Genomic DNA, 21,184 nt, shown 5'->3' with positions numbered 1-21,184 from the left:
CCCAACACCCCAGGGGCCGTCCGTGACCCTCCCGCGCAGCTACCGCCAGCCCGGTGTCGTCCTGACCGACCACCACTTCACCGTGCCGCTCGACCACGACCGCCCCGAAGGGGAGCGCATCGAGCTGTACGCCCGCGAGGTGGTCGGGAACGACAAGGACCCCGAGCGGCTGCCCTGGCTGCTGTACCTGGAGGGCGGCCCCGGCTTCGGCGCGCGCCGTTTCACCGGACGCCAGGCCTGGCTGGAGCGGGCCCTCGCCGACTACCGGGTCCTCCTCCTGGACCAGCGCGGCACCGGCCGCTCCACACCGGTCAACCGGCAGACCCTGCCCGCCCGCGGCACCCCCGCCCAGCAGGCCGAATACCTCGGCCACTTCCGCGCCGACTCCATCGTGCGCGACGCCGAGGCCGTCCGCCCCGCCCTGACCGGCGGCGCCCCCTGGACCGTGCTCGGCCAGAGCTTCGGCGGGTTCTGCACCACCCACTACCTCTCCACCGCGCCCGAGGGCCTGACCGCGGCCCTGATCACCGGCGGGCTGCCCTCCCTCGACGCCACCGCGACCGAGGTCTACGAGGCCGCGTACCCCCGCATCGAGCGCAAGAACCTCGCCCACTACGCCCGCTACCCCATGGACGTCGAGCGTGCCCGCCGCATCGCCGCCCACCTCGCGGAGCGCCCCGCCGAACTCCCCGGCGGCTACCGGCTGACCGTGGAGGCCTTCCAGTCCCTCGGGCTGCTCCTCGGCGCCGGCGACGGCAGCCACCAGCTGCACTACCTGCTGGAGGACGCCTTCGTCACCACCCCGGCGGGCCCCGCCCTCTCGGACGCCTTCCTGCACGCCGTCCACGGCCAGCTCTCCTTCGCGGGCCACCCCCTCTACGCCCTCCTCCACGAGTCGATCTACGCCCAGGACCCGGCGGCCCCCACCGCCTGGGCCGCCGAACGGGTCCGCGCCGCGCACCCCCGCTTCGACGCCGCCAAGGCCCTCGCGGGCGAGGACCCCGTGCTCTTCACCGGCGAGACCATCCACCCCTGGCACTTCACCGGGGACCCGGCCCTCGCACCCCTGCGCGAGACCGCCGACCACCTCGCGTCCCGCACGGGCTGGACGCCCCTCTACGACCCGTCCCGGCTCTCCGTCAACGAGGTCCCGGTGGCGGCCGCCGTCTACCACGACGACATGTACGTGGACACCGCCCACTCCCTGGCCACGGCCCGGGCCGTCCGCGGCCTGCGCACCTGGGTGACGGACGAGTTCGAACACGACGGCGTCCGCGCGGGCGGCCCCCGCGTCCTGGACCGCCTCCTGTCCCTGGTCCGCGACGAGGTCTAGCCCGGCCTCCTTGCTGCGGGCCCTGCGGGGGGACGTCGCCTATTGTGCGGCGTATGACCGAACAAGCAGAGCAGCAGCCGTCCTTGCAGCCGATGCCCGCCGACTGGCAGCGCGCCCTCGCCGTGGTCGCGCACCCCGACGACCTCGAGTACGGCTGCGCCGCCGCCATCGCCGAGTGGACGGACGGCGGCCGTGAGGTCGCCTACCTCCTCGCCACGCGCGGCGAGGCGGGCATCGACGGGGTCGCCCCGCAGGAGTGCGGCCCGCTGCGGGAGGCCGAGCAGCGGGCGAGCGCGGCGGTCGTCGGGGTCTCCACGGTGGAGTTCCTCGACCACCGCGACGGAGTCGTCGAGTACGGGCTCGGCCTGCGCCGGGACATCGCGGCGGCCATCCGGAGGCACCGCCCCGAGCTGGTGATCACCCTCAACCACCGTGACACCTGGGGCGGGGTGGGCGGCGGCGGGTACTGGAACACCCCCGACCACAAGGCCGTCGGCCGGGCCGTGCTGGACGCCGCCGCCGACGCGGGCAACCGGTGGATCTTTCCCGAACTCGTCTCCGAGCAGGGCCTGGAGCCCTGGGACGGGGTGCGCTGGGTCGCGGTGGCGAACACCACCACGCCCACCCACGCCGTCGACGCCGGCCCCGGTCTGGAGCGCGCGATCCGGTCCCTGCTGGAGCACAAGGCGTACATCTCCGCGCTGACCGACCAGGACCCCGAGGAGTACGTGAGGAACTTCCTCACCGGGAACGTCCAGCAGGCGGCGGCCCGCTTCGGCGGCCGTCCGGCGGTGCTGTTCGAGGTCTTCCCCCGCTGACCGGACCCCCCTATGCTGACGCCCCGTCAGTCGGCCTCGGGGGTGCGTACACGGTGATCGACACGCTCGGCAGAGAGGTGGGCGAGGGCGCGGAGCGCATCCGGCTGGACGTCGAGGACGGCATCGCGTTCCTCACCCTCTGCCGCCCCGACAAGCTCAACGGCTGGAGCTGGGAGTCCACCCGCCAGCTGGGCCTGCTCGCCGACCGGATCCGCTTCGACCCGGACGTGCGCGCGGTGCTGCTGGGCGCGCAGGGCCGGGCCTTCTGCGCGGGCATCGACGTGACCGCCCCGGGCGGCGCCATCACCGGCGACTCCGCCGCCGGACGGACCCGGAACTACTACGAGGGCATCCGCTGGGTCCACGAGCGCTTCTCGGTGCTCGCCCGCCTGCCGCAGCCCGTCGTCGCCGCCGTCCAGGGCTACTGTCTGGGCTTCGGCTTCGAACTGGCCCTGATGGCCGACATCCGGATCGCCGCCGACGACGCCGTGTTCGCCCTCCCCGAGGCCCAGCTGGGCGTGGCGGTGGACGCCGGCGGCGACCTGCGCATCGCCCGGGAGGCGGGCGCGGGCTGGGCCAAGTTCCTCGCACTCACCGGCCGCAGGATCGACGCGGCCACCGCCGAGCGCCTGGGCCTGGTCCAACTGGTCGTCCCCCGGGCCTGCCTCGACGCCGAGGCGCACTCCCTGACCGCCGAGATCGCGGCGAACGCCCCGCTCGCGGTCCAGGGCATCAAACGCTCGATCGACGCCTACGCCGACGCCGCCCTCCCCGCCGCCCTGGACCGGGCCGCCATGACGGCGGCCCTCACCCTCACCTCCGAGGACGCGGCGGAGGGCTACGGGGCCAAGGCCGCCCGCCGCCCCCCGCACTTCAGGGGAGCCTGACCTCAGAGCCCTCCGGGTCCTCGCCGTCGAGCCCGCGCAGGGCCCGGAAGCCGCGGTACTCCGCGCGCATCAGGCCGGCGAAGGACCCGTACCGCTCCGGACCGGTCCCGCACCAGCTGGAGAACCGGTACGCCGCCCACTCGCCTTCGGCGTCGACGTCACCGGGGTCGAGGATCAGCCAGGTCTGGTCCCCCTCCAGGGATATCTGGACCGCCCGGCCCCACCGCGCGGACTCGTACGGCTCCTCGTCCGCGCCCCCGCCCCCGTCGTCCGGGCCCTCGTCCTCCTCGTCCTCCTCGTCGAGGTCCTCCGCCAGGTCCTCCTGCTCCCACTCGCTGAGCATCTCGTACAGGTACCCCGTCAGCTCCCGCAGCGGCCCCACCTCCGCCGCCGGGGCGAGCAGTTCCACGAACTCCCCGGCCCACCGCCAGCCGTCGGTGACCTCCAGGAAGGAGCGGTACGAAGGCGGCAGCGGGGCCCCCAGCCTGGTTTCGAGCGCGGCTATCCGCTCCGGCGGGGCGGGTGCGAAGCCCAGCCAGCCCACGGGCGGCTCGGAGGGGTCCTCGGAGCGCATGGCCGCCTCCCGCTCGGCGCTCCAGGTGCGGAGGAAGGGTTCCCAGTCGTCGGTCTTCATGACCCCGATGGTGCCGCACGCCACTGACAACGCCTCACGGACGGAACGGCCCGCGCCCCAGCTGCTCGCGCACCGGCACCACCTCGGGCTGGACCAGCGCCCGGCGCTGCCAGTTGGCCCCGTCGACCACCAGGGTGTGGCCGGTGACGAAGCGGGCGTAGGGCGAGGCCAGGAACGTGGCGGCCCAGCCCAGTTCGCGCGGGGCGCCCACGCGCAGGGCCGGCTGCCTGGAGTCCTTGGAGTCCGGGGCGGCGCGCTCCAGCCCGCCCCGGATGTCCTCGGTCATGTCGGCGTGCGGGAACAGGCCGGGCACCAGCCCGTTGACGCGGATGCCGTACGGGCCCCACTCCACGGCGAGGGTCTCCACCAGGTTCTTCACCCCGGCCTTGGCGGCTGCGCTGTGGGCGAAGCCGGGGCCGCCGGTCCAGGCGTACGAGGCGCCGACGCTGACGATCGCCCCCGGGGTGCCGGCGGCGAGGTGGCGCCGGCCGAACTCGCGGGTCATGAACCAGGTCCCGGTCAGGGTGGTGTCGACCACCGCCCGCCAGGCGCCCGGGGACAGGTCCTCGGCGGGACTGGGGAAGTTCGCCGCGGCGTTGTTGACCAGCACGTCCGGAAGGCCCAGCGCGGCCCCGGCGGCGTCGAAGACCTCCGCGACCCGCTCGGGGTCCCGGATGTCGCACACCGCGGTCGCCACCCGGCCCGCTCCGGACACGGCCGCCAGCTCCTCGCGCGCCGCCTCCAGCTGCCCGGCGCGGCGCCCCGCGATCAGCAGGTCGGCGCCGAGCCGGGCGAACTCGGTGGCGATGGCCTTGCCCAGCCCGGTGCCGCCGCCGGTCACGAGGACCACCTGCCCCGCGTACGTGCCGGCGGGCAGGGCGGCGGCACCGAGCGGGGGCGGCGCGGGCAGGCCGCGCCTGATCTCGTCCGTCATGGGGCATCGATAGCGCGCCGGCGCGCAGATCGCCATGCCCGTGACGACGGAGGCCGCTACTTGGGCTGGTACGCCTGCTTCGTCGCGCAGGTCCAGATCACCGGCTTGAGCGTGCCGCCCGCGTTGACGGCCGCGCCGCCGACCCGGCCGTCGTCGGCGACCGACGAGGCGGTGCTGGCCTGGTTCGCGGCGAGCCGCGGCAGGGCCAGCACCGGCCCGGTGCCCGTCCACAGCTGCGCCTGGTCGGGGAGGGTCTGGATGTCCGGGTGGAACTTGGCGGTGCCGACGGAGACGAAGTTCGTCGGGCTGACCGCCTCGAAGGTGCCGTACGGGTGGGTCTTCAGCGCGCCGGGGGCGCCGATGGGCCCCGAGTACGGCGGGGTCCAGGTGACCGGCCGGAACTGGTAGCCCATGCCGTACCAGTCGTAGCCGACGACGCGGCCGCTCTCGTCGATGTCCTGCACCCAGCTGTCGTTGGAGGTGCGGGGCAGGGCCTTGGCCGGGCCGCCGTCGGCCGGCCACAGGACGGGGTAGGAGCCCTCCAGGCGCTGGCCGGTCTCCGGGACCTCGTAGTTCTCGCGGGCGATGCCGAGGACGTCGCCCTTGTTGTTGATGCCGGTGACCAGCTCCACGTAGGTGCCGGGCGAGGAGCCGGCCGGCACGGGCAGGTCGCGGACCTTCAGGCCGTCCTTCCACACCGCGCCCTGGCCGCCGCGGGTGCGCGAGACGACGTACCCGGCGTCGTTCACGTCGGCGTCGTCGGACAGCCAGTCGCTCCCGGGCAGCCGGGTGATGGCCTTGTCCCCGGCCCGGTAGGTGAAGAGGAAGCCCTCGCCGCCGGAGACGACGCCCACCATCAGGCCGGCCTTGTTGACGCCGAGGACCGCGCCCGCCTGGTTGGCGTCGGGCATCGGGACCTTGTGGAGCTTCGTGCCGGTCCAGTAGACGGGCTTGCCGCCGGAGAGGCCGACGGACAGGGTGCCGGAGCCGAGGGCCCGGACACCCTCGGACTGCGGGTTGCCCACGTTGTAGCCGCCGGTCCCGATGGAGCCGAGGACCTGGATGCGGGGCGTGCAGGCGGGCGCGGCGGCGGCCGGGCCGGCGGCGGTGACGACACCGGCCAGGACGAGGGCGGCGACGGCCGCCGCTCCGGCGCTCCGCGTGCGGGTGCTGTTCATCGTTCGGTTCCCCCTGTGGTGTGTGCGCATGGCGCAGACGCGCGCCCGGAGCGGTCGGCTCCGGGCGCGCGGAATCCCCTGGTGCGTCATATGCCCTGTGCAAGCGGCCTGTTGATGTTATCTCCAGGTACGGGTGGTCGCCCTTGGTTCGTCCGTCCGATTTCCGGAGCGGGCGGGCGGGCCCCGGGCGGGGCGGGAACCCGCCCGGCGGGGATGGCGCGGAGGAGGGTTCCCAAGGCGGCAAGCGACCGCTTAGTATGCCGCCGAGCGTGGTCCCTCGACGGCGGCTGGAGGCCCCGGATGCAGGCATGGCGAGTACACACGACCGGCGAACCCCGCGAGGCCATGCGCCTCGAAGAGGTCCCCGAACCGGTGCCCGGCGAGGGCGAGGTGAAACTCCGGGTGCTCGCGGCGAACGTCAACTTCCCCGACGCCCTCCTCGTCCGCGGCCGGTACCAGATCCGCCCGCCCCTGCCCTTCACCCCGGGCGTCGAGATCTGCGGCCTGACCGAGGACGGCCGGCGCGTCATCGCCAACCCGAGCCTGCCCCACGGCGGATTCGCCGAGTACGTCACCGCCCCCGCCCGCGCCCTGCTCCCCGCCCCGGACACGCTGGACGACGCCGAGGCCGCCGCCCTGCACATCGGCTACCAGACCGGCTGGTTCGGCCTCCACCGCAGGGCCCGCCTCCAGCGCGGCGAGACCCTGCTCGTGCACGCCGCCGCCGGCGGGGTCGGCAGCGCCGCCGTCCAGCTAGGCAAGGCCGCCGGAGCCACCGTCATCGGCGTCGTCGGCGGCAAGGCCAAGGCCCGCACCGCCGAGGAACTCGGCTGCGACCTGGTCATCGACCGCACCACCGAGGACGTCGTGGCCCGCGTCAAGGAGTTCACCGGCGGACACGGCGCCGACGTCGCCTACGACCCCGTCGGCGGCGACGCCTACACCGCCTCCGCCAAGTGCGCGGCGTTCGAGGGCCGCATCGTCGTCGTGGGCTTCGCAGGCGGCACCGTCCCCGCCCCCGCCCTCAACCACGCCCTGGTCAAGAACTACGCCGTGCTCGGCCTGCACTGGGGGCTGTACGCCGCCAAGGACCCCGCCGCGATCCTCGCCTGCCACACCGAACTCACCCGCCTCGCCGCCGAGGGCGCGATCAAGCCCCTCGTCAGCGAACGCGTCCCGCTCGCCGGAGCCGCCGACGCCGTCCAGCGCCTCGCCGACGGCACCACCACCGGCCGGCTGGTCGTCGTACCGTCCCAGGACCCGGGAGCCGCCCGATGACCGCCGACGCCGAGGACCTCCTCGCCCGCACCCGCGCCCTCCTCGCCGCGCACCCGCCCGCCGCCACCGCCCCCGCCGACTTCCTGCGCGCCCGCTTCGACGCCGGACTCGCCTGGGTCCACTACCCCGAGGGCCTCGGCGGACGCGGCGCGCCCCGCACCCTCCAGGCCGTCGTCGACGCCGAACTGGAAGCCGCCGGAGCCCCCGACAACGACCCCCGCCGCATCGGCATCGGCCTCGGCATGGCCGCGCCCACGATCCTCGCCTACGGCACCGAGGAGCAGAAGGCCCGCTTCCTGCGCCCCCTCTGGCTGGGGGAGGAGGTCTGGTGCCAGCTCTTCAGCGAACCCGGAGCCGGCTCCGACCTGGCCGCCCTCGGCACCCGCGCCGTCCTCGACGAAACCGCCGGAGAATGGGTGGTCGACGGCCAGAAGGTGTGGACCTCCAGCGCCCACACCGCCCGCTGGGCCATCCTCCTCGCCCGCACCGACCCCGGCGTCCCCAAGCACCAGGGCATCACCTACTTCCTGTGCGACATGCACGCCCCCGGCGTCGAGGTCCGCCCGCTGCGCCAGATCACCGGCGAGGCCGAGTTCAACGAGGTGTTCCTCACCGGCGTCCGCATCCCCGACACCCACCGCCTCGGCGCCGTCGGCCAGGGCTGGGCCGTCGCCCGGACCACGCTGATGAACGAACGCGTCTCCATCGGCGGCATGCGGATCCCGCGCGAGGGCGGCATGATCGCCCCCGTCGCCGCCGCCTGGCGCGAACGCCCCGCCCTGCGCACCCACGCCCTGCACCAGCGGCTGCTCGAACTGTGGGTGGAGTCCGAAGTGGCCCGCCTCACCGGCGAACGGCTGCGCCAGCAGCTCGCCGCCGGCCAGCCCGGCCCCGAGGGCAGCGGCATGAAGCTCACCTTCGCCCGCCTCAACCAGGAGATCAGCGGCCTGGAGGTGGAACTCCTCGGCGAGGAGGGCCTCCTGTACGAGGACTGGACCATGCGCCGCCCCGAGACCGTCGACTTCACCGGCCGCGACGCCGGCTACCGCTACCTGCGCGCCAAGGGCAACAGCATCGAGGGCGGCACCAGCGAGATCCTCCTCAACATCGTCGCCGAACGCGTCCTCGGCCTGCCCGCCGAACCGCGCGACGACAAGGACACCGCCTGGAAGGACCTCTCCCGATGACGACCGAGTTCACCCCGGGCCGGCAGCCCGCCCAGGCGGCCCCCGGCACCCCCCACGACCTGCTCTACTCGCAGACCGAGGAGGAGCTGCGCGCCGCCGTACGCTCCCTGCTCGCCGACCGCTGCGCCCCCGCCGCCGTCCTCGCCCGGGCCGAGACCGGCCGGCCCCACGACCCCGAGCTGTGGCGCACCCTCGCCGCCGGCATCGGCGCCGCCGGACTGCTCGTCCCCGAGAAGCTCGGCGGAGCGGGCGCGGGCCACCGCGAGGCCGCCGTCGTCCTGGAGGAGCTGGGCCGGGCCGTCGCACCCGTGCCCTACCTGACCGCCTCCGTGCTCGCGACGGAGATCCTGCTCGCCGTCGCCTGCGACAACGCCGACGCCGCCGCCCTGGTCGGGGAGGCCGCGTCCGGCCGACTGGTCTGCGTCCCCGCCCTCCCGCTCACCCTGGCCCCCGGCGCGCCCCTGCCGGCGCCGCTCCACGACGCCGGCGCCGGGGTGCTGAGCGGCACCGTCACCTCGGTCGCGGACGCGGTCGCAGCCGACGTCCTGCTGGTCCTCGCCGACACCGGCCTGTACGCCGTCCCCGCGGACCGCGCCGCCCTGACCCCCCGGGTCCCCCTGGACCTGACCCGGCCGCTCGCCGACGTCACCCTCGACGGCGCCGCCGCCACCCGCCTCGCGGACCCCGCGAGCGCGCGGGCGGCCGTCGCCGGAGCGCTGCTGTCCGGCGCCGGACTGCTGGCCTCGGAACAGCTCGGGCTCGCCGAGTGGTGCCTGACCGAGACCGTCGCGCACGTCCGGGGCCGCCACCAGTTCAACCGCCCCGTCGGCTCCTTCCAGGCCCTCAAGCACCGCCTCGCCCGGCTGTGGCTGGACGTGGCCTCCGCCCGGGCGGCCGCCCGCGCCGCCGCCGACGCCCTGGCCACCGGCGCCCCGGACACCCCGCTCACGGTCGCCGTCGCCCAGGCGTACTGCTCGGGGGTCGCCGTCCGCGCGGCCGAGGAGTGCGTCCAGCTCCACGGCGGCATCGGCATGACCTGGGAACACCCCGCCCACCTCTACCTCAAGCGGGCCAAGGCCGACTCCCTCGCCCTGGGCACCGCCGGCCACCACCGGGGCCTGGTCGCCGACTTCGCGGAACTTCCGGCACCCTGACCCGGCCGGCGGGGGCACCCCCACCCGGAGCCCCCGCCCCGGCTCCGGGGCCCCGCCGGGTGAGAGGTGACCTCGCACGGCCGCTCCTCGTTGGACGGGTGAACACACCGACCGCCGAGCGAGGGAGACCGCATGCACGCAGCACCCGCCGCACCACCGACCCGCCGTGCGGTCCTGCGCACGGCCTTCGGCGCGGCCGTGGCGGGCGGCGTGGCCGCGGCCCTGGCACCCGTCCTGCGCGCCCGGGGCCCCCGCCAGACCCTCACCCCGGCCCCGCTCGCCGAGGAGACGTACCGCGGCCGCCACATCAGCGTCGACCTGGCCTCCGCGCAGGTCCGCATCGACGGCCGGGCACTGCACGTCATGCGCCGCGCCGACGGGAGCTACCTCAGCGGGGTCAACCACTTCGAGTCCTACGCGACCCCGCTGGAGCTCGCCCGCGCCGCCGTCGACGAACTCGGCACCAGCCAACTGGCCCCCGCGGCACCGCACCACGGCTGACCGACGGGAACGGGAGGAGCCCCGACTTGTACACCCGGCAGAACCAGAAGAACCTGACCAGCGCCCAGAAGAAGCGGTTCACGGCCGCCCTGCTGGAACTCAAGCGCAGTGGCACCTACGACGAGTTCGTCCGCACCCACGGCACCTACTTCGTGCCCGACCGGGAGCGGAAGCTGCGCGTCGGGCACATGTCGCCCTCGTTCTTCCCCTGGCACCGCCGCTACCTGCTGGAGTTCGAGCAGCGGCTGCGGGCCGTCGACCCCCAGGTGTCCATCCCGTACTGGGACTGGACCACCGACAACAGCCCCGTCTCCTCCCTCTGGGCCGAGGACTTCCTCGGCGGCACCGGCCGGGAGGGCGACCGCCAGGTGACCACGGGCCCCTTCGCCTACGCGCGGGGCAACTGGACGGTCACCGTCGGGGTCAGCGAGGCCCCCTTCCTCACCCGCAACCTCGGGCGGCCGGCCAACCCGATCGCCCTGCCCACCGCCGCCGAACTCCAGTGGGCCCTCGACGACCCCGTCTACGACTCCGCGCCCTGGGACTCCACCGCCCGCGAGGGCGGCTTCCGCAACAGGCTGGAGGGCTGGGCCGCGCCCAGGAGCGAGCGCTGGCGCAACCACAACAAGGTCCACCAGTGGATCGGCGGCCACATGACCGGCGGCACCGCCCCCAACGACCCGGCCTTCTGGCTGCACCACGCCTTCGTGGACCTGCTCTGGGACCGCTGGCAGCAGCGCCACCCCGGCTCCGGCTACCTGCCGGCCGCCCCCCTGGAGCTGGGCGACCTCCAGCGCGGCCGGGTCATCTCCCTCGACGAGCCGATGCCCCCGTGGGACGTCACCCCGCGCGAGATGCTGGGACACCGGGGCGTCTACCGCTACGAGTGACCGGCGGCCCCCGAGCACCACAGGGGGCCGCGACCCCGCGTCGGCGGCGTCCGCAAGCGGACACGGAAAGGGCCCCCGCCACGTGGCGGGGGCCCTTCAGCCGGTCAGGCGGGCGAGAGGGTCACTCGCCGTAGCTGCCGCCCTCGGTGTGGTGCTTGTCGCCGCCCGAGGCGTTGACGCAGGTGTTGCCGAAGGCCGGGTTCAGCAGGGCGATCACGTTGACGGTGTTGCCGCAGACGTTGACCGGGACGTGGACCGGGACCTGCACCACGTTGCCGGACCCGACACCGGGGGAGCCGACAGCCGCACCGTGCGCTCCGGCATCGGCGACAGCCAGACCCGCACCCGCGGCCACGGCGGTGCCCGCCACAGCGGTGATGGCGAATGCCTTCGCGATACGCGACATCAAGATCTCCTCATGAGATGTGGAGCGCCGCATCCCTGCGGCGCGTGACATGGCGTACAACGCGGCGGGAGCCGAGTGGTCACGGCCCGTTCGGCTACCGGGTGACACGAAAACGGACAGAGCCGGAGTACGACCGCACCCGAGTGACCGTTTCCGGGCCGCTTACCCGCCGCACAACCGACAGTCCCGGCCGGGCGCGATCCGTTCCGCGCGACCCGATCGTGCCTTGTCAGGCCGTGGACGCCTGTGCGACGGTGCCCCGGAGGACACCCCGGTGAGGAGAGCACGGATGAGCGCAGCGCGCGGCGGACGGCCCCGGGCCGTCACCGGACACGGCGTGGTGGAGGGCCGCCGGCAGGCCGACGGCACCGCCGTCTTCCGGGGGATCCCCTACGCCGCCGCGCCCGTCGGCGCCCGCCGGTTCGACGCCCCGCGGCCCCCGGCCGCCTGGGAGGGCGTACGCGACGCCGGGGCCTTCGGGCCCACCGCGCCCAAGGTGCCCTACCCGCCGGCCTTCGCCGCGCTGCTCCCCGACCCGAAGGTCCCCGGCGCGCACTGCCTGAACCTGAACGTCTGGACCCCGGACCCGGCCCCCGGCGCCGGCCTGCCCGTCATGGTGTGGCTGCACGGCGGCGCCCACACCCGGGGCTCCTCGGCCGTCCCCGTCTACGACGGTTCGGCGTTCGCCCGCGACGGGATCGTGTTCGTCTCGGTCAACTTCCGGCTCGGCGTCCTCGGTTACGGTCTCTTCCCCGACGCGCCCGCCAACCGGGGCCTGCTCGACCAGATCGCCGCCCTCGAATGGGTGCGGGACAACATCGGGGCCTTCGGCGGCGACCCCGCCCGGGTCACCGTCTTCGGCGAGTCCGCCGGGGCCATCAGCGTCGGGGCCCTGCTCGGCGCACCCCGGGCCGAGGGCCTCTTCGCGCGGGCCGTCCTGCAGAGCGGCGCCCCCGAGGCACTGCCGCGCGACGGGGTGCGGACCATGGTGCGGCGCATGGCCTCCCTCCTCAAGGTGCCCGCCACCGCGCGGGCCTTCGCGGGAGTGGGCCTGCCCGCGCTGCTCGCGGCCCAGGGGGCCGTGCTGCGGCGTTCCTCCCCGGTGCTCGGCGGTCCCGCCTTCGGGCTGGTCACCGACCCGGACTCGCTGCCCGCCGACCCGCTGGAGGCGGCCTGCGCCTCGAAGGTGCCGCTGCTGCTGGGCTGGACCGCCCAGGAGCACCGGCTGTGGCTGGCGCCGACCGGCGGCGCGCGGCTGCTGGACCGGCTCGGGCCGGCGGCCGTGGCCCTGGGCCGGCTGCGCGGCGGCAAGGACCGGGCGGCCGTACGGGCGCTGCGGGCCGCGCTGCCCGGCGCCTCCCCGGCCGACCTCGCCGGGCACCTGATCACCGACCGGCTGCTGCGCGACCCGCTGCGCAGGATCGCCGCGGCTCCGCGCCCGGCGCCGAGCCACCTCTACGAGTTCCGCTGGCCCAGCGGCGTACCGGGGCTGGGGGCCTGCCACGCCCTGGAACTGGGCTTCGTCTTCGACACCCTCGGGGTGCCGGAGTCCACGTGGCTGGCCGGGCCGGACGCCCCGCAGGCGCTGGCCGACGAGATGCACGGCGCCTGGGTCCGCTTCGCCGCCACCGGGGACCCCGGCTGGGCGCCCTGGGACGGCGACGGCCCGCCGAAGTTCTTCGACGGGCCGGAGCCGGAGGCAGTACGGGGCGCGGAGGCGGTTACTCCACTGGTCCTTCCATGACCTTGCTGATGAACTCCATCGGTCCCAGGCCCATGTTCGGGACGTAGGTCTTGGCGTTGTGCTGGCCGCCCGGGATCACCCTCAGGCTGGTGTGGATCGGGCCCTTGGTGTACGTCTGGACGAACTTCTGCACGTCCGGGAGCGTCTTCTTGTTGCTCTCGTTGTCGCCGACCTGGAAGGCCAGGTAGACGTCCGGGCCCTTCTTGTCGATGAGCTGCTTGGCGAGGAGCTCCGGGTTGTTCTCGGCCTTCTCCTTGTCGTGGCCCTTCCACAGGGAGGAGTCCGGGACGACGTCCGGGCCGGAGGCGATCACGGCCTTGAACTTGTCCGGGTGCTTCAGCACTGCCTTCAGGCCGGCGAAGCCGCCGGTGGAGGAGCCCATGAAGGCCCAGCCGTCACGGGACTTGACGGTGCGGAAGTTCTCCCGCATCAGGTCCGGGACGTCCTCGGTCAGCCAGGTGCCCATCTTGGGCTGGCCGGGGATGTCGGAGCCGTCCCAGTAGACGCCCCCGTCGTCCGGTGCCGGGTTCAGCACCGGCATGGCGAGGATGAAGGGCTTGCCCTTGCCCTCGTGGTACCACTTGCTGATGCTCGTCTGGAGGCCCAGGTCGGTGCCCATCCAGTAGTTGCCCGGGAAGCCGGGGCCGCCGGGCAGGGCGATCATGACCGGGAAGCCGCTCTTGGCGAACTTGGGGTCGCTGTACTCCTTGGGCGCCCACACCCAGACCTTGCCCGTGAAGCCGGACTTCTTTCCCGTGACGGTGGCGACGCCGATCTGCGTGCCGTCGCTGAGCGTCGAGGTGTTCTTGAATTCGGTCTTCGGGCCGGTGGGCATCGACATCTTCGAGTTCGGCGCCTGCTTGGCCGCGCCGCCGCCCTTGTTGTCGGCGCCCCCGCCGAAGGAGACGTCCTTGCCCTTGTCGGTGAAGGGGGGTATTTCGAAGTAGGCCATCGTGCCCGCCGCGATGCCGCCGAGGGCCAGGACGGTGACGCCCGCGATGATCCAGCGCTTCACCTTGGACTTGCGGCGGGGCTCCTCGCCGTAGGGCGGCTCGGAGTAGCCGTACTGCTGCTGCTCGTACGGGGGCTGCGGGGGGCCCGGCTGGTACCCCTGGCCGGGGCGCTGCTGCTCGAAGCGGGGCGGCTCGTAGTCGGGGCGCTCGTAGCGGGGCTGGGCCTGCGTGGGCTCGTCGAGGCCGCCCGGGCGGTACTGGTCCCGGCCCTGCGGGGGCCGGGGCGGCTGCGGGCGGCCCTGCGGCGGGCCGCCGTAGGGGCCGGCTCCCTGCGGGGCGCGGCCGTGCGGCTGCTGGGGCCGGCCGCCCTGGGGCGCATACTGCGGCGGGCCCTGCTGTCGGCCTTGCTGCCGGCCGGGCTGCTGCCCGTCCGGCCGGTACGGCGGCTGGTCCTGGCCGTCGGGTTCGTACGACATGTGCGGTGGCTCTCCGGCTGTTGCTGCCCCGTTTGGGGATGGTCTGCTTCCGTTCGAATGATGAACGAAAGGGCTTCGGGGTTCCTCATTTTTACTTCTCTTGGGATTCCGTGGAGGAGGTCATTACCCGTCACCCACGGTGCCCCCGGTGTTCCCTTCCCGTTATCCAAGCATCCCTGGCTCATGCACATGACGGTGGGTATGGTGCGTCCGCGCCGCCGCCAAAGACCCCTGCACCTTCCCCACGCCCGGAGGTATGTCCCCGTGTTTGGCATGACCATTTCACGGCCTCGCCGCAAGACCGCCCTCGCCACCGCCTTCGGAGCCACCGCCGCCGGAGCCGCCCTCTGGGCCGGCATCGGCACGGCCCAGCCCGCGCACGCGGCCGGCCTGCCCGCCCCCGACCACACCGTCGTCGTGGTCTTCGAGAACCACGCCTACAACCAGGTCATCGGCAGCTCCAGCGCCCCCTACATCAACTCCCTGAAGGCCGGGGGCGTCAACCTCACCAGCTCCTACGGCATCACCCACCCCAGCCAGCCGAACTACCTCCAGCTGTTCTCCGGCTCCAACCAGGGCGTGACCGGCGACAGCTGCTACACCCCCGGCTTCAGCTCCGCCCCCAACCTCGCCTCCGAGCTGATAGCCGCCGGCAAGAGCTGGGGCAGCTACAACGAGGGCCTCCCCAGCCAGGGCTCCACCACCTGCTCCAGCGGCAAGTACGCCCGCAAGCACAACCCCTGGTTCGCCTTCTCCAACGTGCCCACCGGCACGGCGAAGACGATGGCGCAGTTCCCCACCGACTTCACCACCCTCCCCAAGGTGTCCTTCGTCGTCCCCGACCTGTGCAACGACATGCACGACTGCTCCGTCGGCACCGGCGACACCTGGCTCAAGAACAAGCTCAAGGCGTACGCGGACTGGGCCAAGACCCACAACAGCCTGCTCGTCGTCACCTTCGACGAGGACAACCGGCTCGCCGGCAACAAGATCCCGACCGTGCTCTACGGCCAGCCCGTCACCCCCGGCTCCACCTCCGCCACCACCTACAACCACTACGACGTGCTGCGGACCCTGGAGGGGCTGGCCGGGCTGACCACCCACGCCGGGAACGCCGCCACCGCCAAGGACATCACGGGGATCTGGGCCTCCTGACCATGTACGTCGCGGACAGTCGCGGTACCCCCGCGCCCGCCGTGGCCCCCGAGCCGCAGGCCGCCGCCCCGGGCACCAGCCCGGGGCGGCGCGCCGCCCTCGCCCCCACGGTCCTCGCCCTCGGCACGGTCTCCCTGATCACCGACGTCTCCTCCGAGATGGTCACGGCCGTGCTCCCGCTCTACCTCGTCGCCGGACTCGGCCTCAGCCCCCTCGGCTTCGGCCTGCTCGACGGCCTCTACAACGGGGTCAGCGCCCTGGTCCGGCTCACCGGCGGCCACCTCGGCGACCGCCTCGGCCGCCACAAGGCCCTCGCCGGAATCGGCTACGGCCTCTCCGCCCTGTGCAAGCCGCTGCTGCTCCTCGCCCACACCCTGCCCGCCATCGGCGCCGTCCTCGCCCTCGACCGCACCGGCAAGGGACTGCGCACCGCCCCCCGCGACGCGCTGATCTCCCTGGCGGCCGACCCCGCCGAACGCGGCCGGGCCTTCGGCGTCCACCGCGCCATGGACACCGCCGGCGCGCTCATCGGGCCGATCCTCGCCTTCCTGATCCTGCGCGGCGCCGCCGACGGCTACGACGCCGTCTTCACCGTCAGCGCCTGCGTGGCCGCGCTCGGCGTCCTGGTCCTCGTCCTCTTCGTACCCGGCCGCCGCACCACCCCCGCCGCCACGGCCGCCCCCGTCTCCCTGCGCGGCGCCCTCGGCCTGCTCCGCGTCCGCGACCTGCGCCGGACCGGGCTCTGCGCCCTCCTGCTCGGCCTGTGCACCGTCAGCGACGCCTTCGTCTTCCTGCTCCTGCAGAAGGCCACCGGGATCGCCGACCGCTGGTTCGCCCTGCTCCCGCTGGGCACCGCCGCCGCCTTCTTCCTGCTGGCCCTGCCCCTGGGCCGGCTCGCCGACCGCGTCGGCCGCCGCGCCGTCTTCCTCTGCGGCCACCTCGCGCTGCTCGCCGTGTACGCCCTGCTCCTCACCGGCGCGCAGCACCCGGCGCTGCCGTACGCGGTGCTCCTGCTGCACGGCGGGTTCTACGCCGCCACCGACGGCGTGCTCATGGCCGAGGCCGCCGGAGCCGTCCCCGAGGAGCACCGGGGCAGCGGGCTCGCCCTCGTCCAGACCGGCCAGGCCCTCGCCCGGTTCGCAGCCTCCCTCGGCTTCGGCGCCGCCTGGACCCTCTGGGGCGCCCGGCCCGCCCTCGCCGTGGCAGCCGTCCTGCTCGCCGCGGCCCTCGCCGGATGCCTGTGGCTGCGGCCCGCCGCCGACGCCCCGCAGGCCTGATCCCCCCATCCCCGAAAGGCCCCCATGACCCTCCAGCGCCGGATCCTGATCCTGGTCACCGCCGTCCTGCTGCTCGCCGGAGTCGGGGTGTTCGCCGTCGTGCGGGCCTCCTCGCGCGCCGCCGAGAAGGACCAGGCCCGCGCCGGCGGGCCCGAGGTCACCCGGGGCGAGGTCTCCCTGGCCCCGGGCGGCGGCAGCCGGATGGTCTTCCGGAACATGGCCTGGGGCCCGCACCGCGACGAGCTCGCCACCGTCCCGGCCGGCTCGCCCGCGGGTCCCCGTACCGCCTCCGGCGTCAGCTGCCTGCGCTTCCACGCCGCGGCCGGCACCGGGATCTGCCTCCGGGCGGACAAGGGCGGGGTGCAGGAGAGCTACCGGGCCGTCGTCCTCGACGCCGGCCTCAAGGAGGTGTCGGCGCACCCGCTCGCCGGGATCCCCACCCGCGCCCGGGTCTCGCCCGGCGGGCACCTCGCAGCGTGGACCGTCTTCGTCGGCGGGGACTCGTACGCCGGCACGGACTTCTCCACCCGCACCTCGCTGCTGGACCTGCGCACCGGGAAGCTCGACGCCTCCCTGGAGGACTTCACGGTCCTCAAGGACGGCAAGGAGTACCGCAACGCCGACGTGAACTTCTGGGGAGTGACCTTCACCGCCGACGAGAAGGCCTTCTACGCGACCCTCGCCACCGGCGGCAGGACCTACCTGGTCCGCGGGGACCTGGCCGCGCGCACGGTCACCACGCTCCGGGAGAACCTGGAGTGCCCCTCGCTGTCCCCCGACGGGACGCGGCTGGTGTTCAAGAAGCGGGTGCCCGGCCTGCCCGCCGAGGCGCCGTGGCGGCTGTACGTGCTGGACCTGGCCTCGATGCGGGAGACCCCGCTCGCCGAGGAGCGCAGCGTGGACGACCAGGTGGTGTGGCGTGACGACCGGACCCTCGTCTACTCCCTCCCGGGCGACTTCGGGGCCGACCTGTACACCCTGCCCGCCGACGGCGGCGGCGCCCCGGCCCGGCTGGCCGACTCGGCCCTCGCCCCGGCCTTCCTCGGCTGAATCACCGGGGGAGGGGCGGGACGAGGGCCGGGCCGGGGCCGAGCAGGACCGTTACGCCGGGATCAGCGTCCGGCGCCGGCGCCGGCGCGGGGCGGCGCTGGAGAGCCGCAGCTCGATGACCGAGCGGACGGTGGGCCACTCCTCGTCGAGGATCGAGTAGAAGGCCGTGCTGCGCACCGCGCCGTCCAGCCCCCGCGAATGGGCCCGGCGGACCCCCTCGCAGGTGAAGCCGAGACGTTCCATCGCGGCACGGGAGCGCCCGTTGCGGGCGTCCGCGCGCAGTGAGATCCGCCGCACGCCCCAGGTCTCGAAGGCGTGGCGCAGCATGAGCAGCTTCGCCTCGGTGTTGATGCCGGTTCCCTGGGCGCCCGGGGACAGCCAGGTGTTCCCGATCTCGGCGGCATCGGGGATCGCGGTCGCCGGATCACCGAAGGGGACCCCGGGGACGGCGGGCCACACCAGCGGACCCTGCCAGTAGTCGAGTTCCAGGAACCGGGTCGAACCGACCACCCGACCGTCAGTGGCTCTGACGACGGCGAACGCAAGCGATCGACCCGCTGCCTGATCGGAGAGGGCGCGGTCGATGTACTCGTGGGACGCCTGCAACCCGTGCGGAACGGGAGTGAAGGCGTAAGTCGTACGATCCTCGGCCCCGGCCACGGCCAGGGCCTCGGTGTGGTGGGGGGCGAGGGGCTCGAGCCGCACGGAGCGGCCGGCGAGGAGTACGGGTACGGGCACGGAGCCTTCGGTCCTTCTGGGCGGTGGGGTGGTTGCACAGTGTGCGCTCCTGACGTCACCCCCCGCGCAAAACGCGAGTGAAAGGCAACGGGCTGTCAGGTGAACGCGAGTGGCTCAATGTAGCCCCTTAAAGTCCTCTCATGAACCCCCAATTTGGCAATGGCGCGGCATCGATTTCGGATGACTTCGGTCCCCGGGGCGCGGAGGCCGTCCTGCTGGTCCACGGGCACCCGTTCAACCGGTCGATCTGGGCGCCCCAGGCGACGGCGCTGGCTGCCGCCGGCTACCGAGTCATAGCCCCTGACCTGCGAGGATATGGAGACAACCCGGCGGTGGGGGAGCGGACCCTGCTCGCGGACTTCGCCGACGACCTGGCCGCTCTGCTCCGCCGCCTGGGAATCGAACGGGTGGTCGTCGGAGGAGTTTCCATGGGCGGGCAGATCGCCCTCGAGCTCCGGTTGCGCCACCCGGGTCTGGTGAGGGCCCTCGTGCTCTCCGACACCTCCCCCGTTCCGGAGACAGAGGACGGCAAGGAGTTCCGCCGGAAGCTCGCCGAACGGCTCCTCGCGGAGGGTATGCGTCCGTATACCGAAGAGGTCATTGACAAGATGCTGGCGCCCTACAACGTCACCGGCCAGCCGGAGGCCGCCGCCCGGGTCACCGCCATGATGTGCGCCACCGACCCCAGGGGAGCGGCGGCGGCCCTGCGGGGCCGGGCCGAGCGGCCCGACTACCGGCCCGTGCTCGCCGCGCTGCCCGCGGAGGTGCCCTGCCTGGTGCTGGTCGGCGAGGACGACGTCTACACCCCCGTCGCCGAGGCCGAGGGGATGTGCGCGCTGGTGCCGCACGCCCGGCTCGCGGTGATCGGGCGGGCCGGACACCTGCCGGGCGTGGAGCAGCCGGAGGCCTTCAACCGGGCCCTGCTGGAGTTCCTCGCCGTTCTGCCGTGAATGAAAGCCCTGGCCGTGCGCCGGGGGCGGGGCTAGCTTGGCCGTCATGCGCGAAGTGATCTTGGATGGCGGTCGGACACTGGCGGTCGAGGAGTGGGGCGTGCCCGGTGGGACACCGGTCGTCTACCTCCACGGCAGCCCGATGAGCCGACTGGCCCGGCACCCCGACGACTCCCTGTTCCGCGAGCTCGGCGTGCGGCTGATCACCTACGACCGGCCCGGCTTCGGGTGTTCCACCGCGGCCGGGGGGCGCCGGGTCGTCGACGCCGCCGCCGACGTGGCGGCCGTGGCCGACGCGCTCGGGCTGGACCGCTTCGCGGTGTTCGGCGTCTCCGGGGGCGGCCCGCACGCGCTGGCCTGCGCCGCGGTGCATCCCGGCCGCGTCACCCGGGCCGGAGTGCTGGCGAGCCTGGCGCCCCGGGACGCGGCCGGGCTGGAGTGGACCGCCGGCATGAACGAGGGCAACCGCCGCAGCGCAGCCGCCGCCCTGACCGGGCGGGCCGCCGTCATGGAGCACCTCGCGAACGTCGGAACGGCCGGCCTGCCGCCGCTGCCGGAGGTCGAACAGGAGGTCCTCTCCCGGCCGGACGTCAGCGCCATGCTCGGCGCGGCCTTCGCCGAAGCGGTCCGCCCGGGGCTGGACGGCTGGGTCGACGACGTCATGGCGCTCTTCGGCACCGCATGGGGGTTCGACCCGGCGGCCGTCCCGGTGCCGGTGCGGCTCTGGCACGGCGGCCTCGACACCCTCGTCCCGCCGGCCCACGCCGAGTGGCTGGCCGCGCGCATCCCGGGCGCGGACCTGCGGATGCAGGCCGATGCCGGGCACGGAGGCCACTTCGACGCCACCCCCGAGATGCTCGGCTGGCTCGCCGACGGCGCCGGCCGGCCCGCCTGAGATCATCCGGGGATGGACATGGACGACGTACTGCGCCGGCTGGCCGCCGTCGGGCCCTTCTTCTCCGTCCCGTACGGCGCCGAACCGCCCGGACCGGGCTTCCGGCCGCTCGCGGAGCTCTACGGCGAGCGGCTGGGCCCCTACGTCGAGGAGGTGGGCCGCCGGACCCGCAGCGGCCCGGGGCGGGTCGCCGCCTCCACCGCCCAGTTCGGGATCGCCTCCCGGCTGTGGTCGCTGGGCCTCGGCTGCGCCGCCCTGTCGGGGCGGCTTCCGGACCTGGACCCCGGCCGGGTGTGGTGGCGGCTGCCCGAGGCGGGCTCGCTGGAGCTCTGGCTGCCCGAGCCGGCCGCGGACCTGCCCGCCCGCGCCCTCGGGGAGGGCGTCCTCGGCAACCTCGCCCCGCTGGACGCCGCCCTGCGGGAGCGGTACGGGGTCTCCGCGAAGGTGCTGCGCGGCAACGCCGCCTCCGGTCTGGTCGGAGCCCTGCGCGTGCTCCTGGACCGGGTCCCGGCCGAGGAAGGCGCCGCGGCCGTGGCGCTGGCGGGCGGCCTCCTCGCCGACGGCGGGGCGCTGGCCGGCACCGGCTCCTTCATCCACGAACCGGGCCTGGGCGTGGCCTTCGTACGGCGCAGCTGCTGCCTCTACTACCGGGTGCCGGGCGGCGGACTCTGCGGGGACTGCGTGCTGCGCACCCGGTGACACGGCGAAGGGCCGCCGGGGAGCGGACGTACCGCTTCCCGACGGCC

The 21,184-nt window shown here is 74.4% G+C and carries 21 protein-coding genes; 15 read left to right on the top strand and 6 right to left on the bottom strand.

The window, feature by feature from the left end; all coding sequences use genetic code 11:
• Positions 1 to 22 precede the first annotated feature (22 nt).
• Genes OG553_RS02525 through OG553_RS02515 form a run of 3 tightly spaced genes read left to right on the top strand, consistent with a single transcriptional unit; the run spans position 23 to position 3,038 of the window.
• A complete protein-coding gene (locus OG553_RS02525; RefSeq protein WP_405977364.1) occupies positions 23 to 1,333 on the top strand; it encodes an alpha/beta fold hydrolase in 1,311 nt (436 codons plus the stop codon).
• 53 nt (positions 1,334 to 1,386) lie between these two features.
• Positions 1,387 to 2,151 (top strand): PIG-L deacetylase family protein, encoded by a 765-nt coding sequence (locus tag OG553_RS02520; protein WP_405977363.1) that lies wholly within the window; start codon positions 1,387 to 1,389, stop codon positions 2,149 to 2,151.
• A 53-nt stretch (positions 2,152 to 2,204) separates the two neighbouring features.
• Positions 2,205 to 3,038 (top strand): enoyl-CoA hydratase/isomerase family protein, encoded by an 834-nt coding sequence (locus tag OG553_RS02515; protein WP_405977362.1) that lies wholly within the window; start codon positions 2,205 to 2,207, stop codon positions 3,036 to 3,038.
• Here OG553_RS02515 and OG553_RS02510 read toward each other — a convergent pair.
• The 3 genes from OG553_RS02510 to OG553_RS02500 are packed head-to-tail and all read right to left on the bottom strand — an operon-like array spanning position 3,025 to position 5,784.
• Complete coding sequence (locus tag OG553_RS02510; protein ID WP_405977361.1) at positions 3,025 to 3,672, bottom strand: SMI1/KNR4 family protein; 648 nt, start codon at positions 3,670 to 3,672, stop codon at positions 3,025 to 3,027. The two genes, OG553_RS02515 and OG553_RS02510, sit on opposite strands and share 14 nt — an antisense overlap.
• 34 nt (positions 3,673 to 3,706) lie before the next feature.
• Positions 3,707 to 4,606, bottom strand: coding sequence for an SDR family oxidoreductase (locus OG553_RS02505; protein ID WP_405977360.1), 900 nt, complete (start codon positions 4,604 to 4,606; stop codon positions 3,707 to 3,709).
• Positions 4,607 to 4,662: 56 nt separating this feature from the next.
• Positions 4,663 to 5,784: a hypothetical protein gene (locus OG553_RS02500; RefSeq protein ID WP_405977359.1), complete on the bottom strand. Its 1,122-nt coding sequence runs from the start codon at positions 5,782 to 5,784 to the stop codon at positions 4,663 to 4,665.
• Positions 5,785 to 6,084: 300 nt separating this feature from the next.
• On the opposite strand from OG553_RS02500, the gene OG553_RS02495 reads away from it, so the two are divergent.
• From OG553_RS02495 to OG553_RS02475, 5 genes are all read left to right on the top strand, one after another.
• Positions 6,085 to 7,062: an NADPH:quinone oxidoreductase family protein gene (locus tag OG553_RS02495; protein WP_405977358.1), complete on the top strand. Its 978-nt coding sequence runs from the start codon at positions 6,085 to 6,087 to the stop codon at positions 7,060 to 7,062.
• Positions 7,059 to 8,249, top strand: a complete 1,191-nt coding sequence (locus OG553_RS02490) for an acyl-CoA dehydrogenase family protein (protein ID WP_405977357.1) — start codon at positions 7,059 to 7,061, stop codon at positions 8,247 to 8,249. Before OG553_RS02495 ends, OG553_RS02490 begins: the two co-directional genes overlap by 4 nt.
• Positions 8,246 to 9,403 (top strand): acyl-CoA dehydrogenase family protein, encoded by a 1,158-nt coding sequence (locus OG553_RS02485; RefSeq protein ID WP_405977356.1) that lies wholly within the window; start codon positions 8,246 to 8,248, stop codon positions 9,401 to 9,403. Before OG553_RS02490 ends, OG553_RS02485 begins: the two co-directional genes overlap by 4 nt.
• Before the next feature lie 132 nt (positions 9,404 to 9,535).
• On the top strand, positions 9,536 to 9,904 hold the full coding sequence (locus tag OG553_RS02480; RefSeq protein WP_405977355.1) for a tyrosinase family oxidase copper chaperone: 369 nt from the start codon (positions 9,536 to 9,538) through the stop codon (positions 9,902 to 9,904).
• Positions 9,905 to 9,930: 26 nt separating this feature from the next.
• Positions 9,931 to 10,794: a tyrosinase family protein gene (locus OG553_RS02475; protein WP_405977354.1), complete on the top strand. Its 864-nt coding sequence runs from the start codon at positions 9,931 to 9,933 to the stop codon at positions 10,792 to 10,794.
• A gap of 121 nt (positions 10,795 to 10,915) precedes the next feature.
• On the opposite strand, the gene OG553_RS02470 is transcribed toward OG553_RS02475, so the two are convergent.
• Positions 10,916 to 11,200, bottom strand: coding sequence for a chaplin (locus OG553_RS02470; RefSeq protein WP_405977353.1), 285 nt, complete (start codon positions 11,198 to 11,200; stop codon positions 10,916 to 10,918).
• A 289-nt stretch (positions 11,201 to 11,489) separates the two neighbouring features.
• Here OG553_RS02470 and OG553_RS02465 point away from each other — a divergent pair, with 289 nt between their 5' ends.
• Positions 11,490 to 12,944, top strand: coding sequence for a carboxylesterase/lipase family protein (locus OG553_RS02465; protein ID WP_405977352.1), 1,455 nt, complete (start codon positions 11,490 to 11,492; stop codon positions 12,942 to 12,944).
• Here OG553_RS02465 and OG553_RS02460 read toward each other — a convergent pair.
• Entirely contained in the window at positions 12,922 to 14,373 is a 1,452-nt protein-coding gene (locus OG553_RS02460) for an alpha/beta hydrolase (RefSeq protein ID WP_405977351.1), read from the bottom strand. The two genes, OG553_RS02465 and OG553_RS02460, sit on opposite strands and share 23 nt — an antisense overlap.
• 273 nt (positions 14,374 to 14,646) lie before the next feature.
• On the opposite strand from OG553_RS02460, the gene OG553_RS02455 reads away from it, so the two are divergent.
• The 3 genes from OG553_RS02455 to OG553_RS02445 are packed head-to-tail and all read left to right on the top strand — an operon-like array spanning position 14,647 to position 17,855.
• Positions 14,647 to 15,528 carry an alkaline phosphatase family protein gene (locus OG553_RS02455; RefSeq protein WP_405977350.1) on the top strand — a complete coding sequence of 294 codons (882 nt, stop codon included), beginning with the start codon at positions 14,647 to 14,649 and terminating at the stop codon, positions 15,526 to 15,528.
• Positions 15,529 to 15,530: 2 nt separating this feature from the next.
• The gene (locus tag OG553_RS02450) at positions 15,531 to 16,805 is read left to right on the top strand and encodes an MFS transporter (protein WP_405977349.1); all 1,275 of its coding nucleotides are present in this window, start codon (positions 15,531 to 15,533) and stop codon (positions 16,803 to 16,805) included.
• 24 nt (positions 16,806 to 16,829) lie between these two features.
• Positions 16,830 to 17,855, top strand: coding sequence for a TolB family protein (locus tag OG553_RS02445; RefSeq protein WP_405977348.1), 1,026 nt, complete (start codon positions 16,830 to 16,832; stop codon positions 17,853 to 17,855).
• Positions 17,856 to 17,906: 51 nt separating this feature from the next.
• Here the strand turns inward: OG553_RS02445 and OG553_RS02440 are convergent, their stop codons facing one another.
• Entirely contained in the window at positions 17,907 to 18,593 is a 687-nt protein-coding gene (locus OG553_RS02440; RefSeq protein WP_385766054.1) for a GNAT family N-acetyltransferase, read from the bottom strand.
• Between the two features lie 140 nt (positions 18,594 to 18,733).
• Here OG553_RS02440 and OG553_RS02435 point away from each other — a divergent pair, with 140 nt between their 5' ends.
• Genes OG553_RS02435 through OG553_RS02425 form a run of 3 tightly spaced genes read left to right on the top strand, consistent with a single transcriptional unit; the run spans position 18,734 to position 21,137 of the window.
• On the top strand, positions 18,734 to 19,543 hold the full coding sequence (locus tag OG553_RS02435; RefSeq protein ID WP_405977347.1) for an alpha/beta fold hydrolase: 810 nt from the start codon (positions 18,734 to 18,736) through the stop codon (positions 19,541 to 19,543).
• Positions 19,544 to 19,589: 46 nt separating this feature from the next.
• Positions 19,590 to 20,438: an alpha/beta fold hydrolase gene (locus tag OG553_RS02430; RefSeq protein ID WP_405977346.1), complete on the top strand. Its 849-nt coding sequence runs from the start codon at positions 19,590 to 19,592 to the stop codon at positions 20,436 to 20,438.
• Between the two features lie 12 nt (positions 20,439 to 20,450).
• Positions 20,451 to 21,137 carry a (2Fe-2S)-binding protein gene (locus OG553_RS02425; RefSeq protein ID WP_405977345.1) on the top strand — a complete coding sequence of 229 codons (687 nt, stop codon included), beginning with the start codon at positions 20,451 to 20,453 and terminating at the stop codon, positions 21,135 to 21,137.
• Positions 21,138 to 21,184: the final 47 nt, after the last annotated feature.

It is taken from the genome of Streptomyces sp. NBC_00158, from assembly GCF_045160885.1.
Lineage (GTDB): Bacteria > Actinomycetota > Actinomycetes > Streptomycetales > Streptomycetaceae > Streptomyces.
The sequence above is the reverse complement of the archived record's forward strand: the minus strand, read 5'-3'. Positions and strand labels throughout refer to the sequence as shown.

Excerpts from the sequence above, each read along its gene's own strand:
- OG553_RS02520 (WP_405977363.1), top strand. The coding sequence starts at position 1,387 with ATGACCGAACAAGCAGAGCAGCAGCCGTCCTTGCAGCCGATGCCCGCC.
- OG553_RS02510 (WP_405977361.1), bottom strand. The coding sequence starts at position 3,672 with ATGAAGACCGACGACTGGGAACCCTTCCTCCGCACCTGGAGCGCCGAG.
- OG553_RS02505 (WP_405977360.1), bottom strand. The coding sequence starts at position 4,606 with ATGACGGACGAGATCAGGCGCGGCCTGCCCGCGCCGCCCCCGCTCGGT.
- OG553_RS02500 (WP_405977359.1), bottom strand. The coding sequence starts at position 5,784 with ATGAACAGCACCCGCACGCGGAGCGCCGGAGCGGCGGCCGTCGCCGCC.
- OG553_RS02495 (WP_405977358.1), top strand. The coding sequence starts at position 6,085 with ATGCAGGCATGGCGAGTACACACGACCGGCGAACCCCGCGAGGCCATG.
- OG553_RS02490 (WP_405977357.1), top strand. The coding sequence starts at position 7,059 with ATGACCGCCGACGCCGAGGACCTCCTCGCCCGCACCCGCGCCCTCCTC.
- OG553_RS02485 (WP_405977356.1), top strand. The coding sequence starts at position 8,246 with ATGACGACCGAGTTCACCCCGGGCCGGCAGCCCGCCCAGGCGGCCCCC.
- OG553_RS02480 (WP_405977355.1), top strand. The coding sequence starts at position 9,536 with ATGCACGCAGCACCCGCCGCACCACCGACCCGCCGTGCGGTCCTGCGC.
- OG553_RS02470 (WP_405977353.1), bottom strand. The coding sequence starts at position 11,200 with ATGTCGCGTATCGCGAAGGCATTCGCCATCACCGCTGTGGCGGGCACC.
- OG553_RS02465 (WP_405977352.1), top strand. The coding sequence starts at position 11,490 with ATGAGCGCAGCGCGCGGCGGACGGCCCCGGGCCGTCACCGGACACGGC.
- OG553_RS02460 (WP_405977351.1), bottom strand. The coding sequence starts at position 14,373 with ATGTCGTACGAACCCGACGGCCAGGACCAGCCGCCGTACCGGCCGGAC.
- OG553_RS02455 (WP_405977350.1), top strand. The coding sequence starts at position 14,647 with ATGACCATTTCACGGCCTCGCCGCAAGACCGCCCTCGCCACCGCCTTC.
- OG553_RS02450 (WP_405977349.1), top strand. The coding sequence starts at position 15,531 with ATGTACGTCGCGGACAGTCGCGGTACCCCCGCGCCCGCCGTGGCCCCC.
- OG553_RS02445 (WP_405977348.1), top strand. The coding sequence starts at position 16,830 with ATGACCCTCCAGCGCCGGATCCTGATCCTGGTCACCGCCGTCCTGCTG.
- OG553_RS02435 (WP_405977347.1), top strand. The coding sequence starts at position 18,734 with ATGAACCCCCAATTTGGCAATGGCGCGGCATCGATTTCGGATGACTTC.
- OG553_RS02430 (WP_405977346.1), top strand. The coding sequence starts at position 19,590 with ATGCGCGAAGTGATCTTGGATGGCGGTCGGACACTGGCGGTCGAGGAG.
- OG553_RS02425 (WP_405977345.1), top strand. The coding sequence starts at position 20,451 with ATGGACATGGACGACGTACTGCGCCGGCTGGCCGCCGTCGGGCCCTTC.